The 1,826-nt window shown below is 71.8% G+C and carries 1 pseudogene; it reads left to right on the top strand.

Annotation, left to right across the window (positions count from 1 at the left end):
- Positions 1-1,826 (top strand): annotated as a pseudogene (locus tag BLT03_RS23550) (RHS repeat-associated core domain-containing protein); the annotation flags it as partial.

Below are 1,826 nucleotides of genomic sequence, written 5' to 3' on the forward strand. Positions count from 1 at the left end.
CTCATCAACGAAAACCAGGCCGTCACCCGCTTCGTGCACGACGCGGCGGACCGGCTGGTGCAGGAAGTGGGGTTTGACGGACGCACCCAGGCCTACGGCTACGACGCGGCAGGGCAGCTCGTGCATAAGAGCGACGGGCATGGCGCAGGCCACCATCCGGGCCTGCAAGGGGCCGCTGCGCAAGGAGGGCTCAGCGCCACCGTGTGCAGCCGCACGCACTATGACGATGGCGGGCGCGTCGCGGCGCGCGTTCTCGTGCGATCGGCGGGCCTGCAAAGCGATGAGCAGGGCGAGACCCTGCAGATCCATGCCTACGAACACGACGGCCAGGGGGCCCTGGCCGCTGCCCGCACCTGGACCGCGCACCTGCCCTGGAGCCAGGCGCAAGCCAAAGCCCAGAGCCTGGGCGAGCAATGGCTGGACCTGCCGGCGGCGCTGCTGCGTGCCCTGCTGGCCCCGACCGCCGAAGAGCCCGGCACACAACCCGACCCGGCCCTGGCCGAAGCCGCCCAGCGCCTGCAGGCCCATCGCCTCATCGCCGACACCTGCGTGGCCCTGGAGCGCGACGCCTTCGGCCGCGCCACCGGCGAGGCGCAGACCCTGTACCGCCAGGCGCCTGCCACGCCCCACTCAGGAGGCGATGCGACTCCCGAGTTCGAACACCGCATCGCCCACCGCCTGGGAGCGCTCGGCCAGCGGCTGGGCAGCCAGCTGCAGGGCCTGGGCGAGCTCGATTGGCTCGCCTACGGCTCGGGCCACGTGCACGGCCTGCTGCTGGACAAGACCCCCTTGCTCGCCATCGAGCGCGATGCGCTGCACCGCGAGGTCGGGCGCACCTTGCAACTGGACAACGGACAAGCGCTGGCCCATGCCGCAGACATCACCCAGGCCCGGCGCCTGGATCCCATGGGGCGGCTGCTGCAGCAAGACTGGCAGGGACTGCCCCGCACGGACGCGGCGCAGGCTTCAGGCCCCCTCGCAGCCCTGACCGTGCGCCGCTACACCTACGACACGCTGGGCCAACTGGTGGGCGTGCAGACCCCGGCCCATGCCACGCGCTACCACTACGACGTGCACCAGCGCCTGACGGGCGTGGCGCATGCGGGAGCGGAGGGCGTGAGCCATCGGCGCTGGCACCTGGATCCAGCCGGAAACCGGCTGCCGGACCGCCTGGGCCGAGACGCGGCGCCGGGCGGAGAGCGCCAGGATTGGGCCAGCCAGGTTCGCCAGAACCTGCAAGACCCGGGCTTCGATCTGCTGCAGCAGTCCGGCAACGCGCCGGGCAGCGCGGGCGGGCCGGTGCAGCAGTGGCCCGGCAACCGCATCGGCTGGAGCAGCGCAGGGGACGGGGCAATCGTTCAGTACCGCTACGACGCGTTCGGCAACCGGGTGCAGGCGCAGCACGCCGATGGGCGCACGCTGAGGCTGCAGTACGACGCGCTGCACCAGCTGACGGCGGTGTTCGAGCAGGCGCCGGGCGAGAAAGGCTTCACGCCCATCGCGCGCTACCGCTACGACGCCTTCGGTCGGCGCCTGGGCAAGACCGTGGTGCGCGAAGGGCGGGAGGACACCACCCACTACGGCTGGGACGCCGACCGGCTGGTGCACACCGAAGACCGCCAAGGCATCCGGCACACCGTCTATGAGCCGGCCAGCTTCGTGCCGCTGCTGCAGCTGCAGCGCCGGCAGGGGGCCAAGGACGCGGTGCAACTGCTGATGGACCTGGGCGCAGAGCCGGGGGAAGACACCACGGACGCAGCCAACAGCTTCGCGGCCATGCCCAGAGCGCAGCGGGAGATGGTGCAGGCGGCGCTGCAAAGCGTGCT

The organism is Paracidovorax valerianellae (genome assembly GCF_900102625.1).
Classification (GTDB): domain Bacteria; phylum Pseudomonadota; class Gammaproteobacteria; order Burkholderiales; family Burkholderiaceae_C; genus Paracidovorax; species Paracidovorax valerianellae.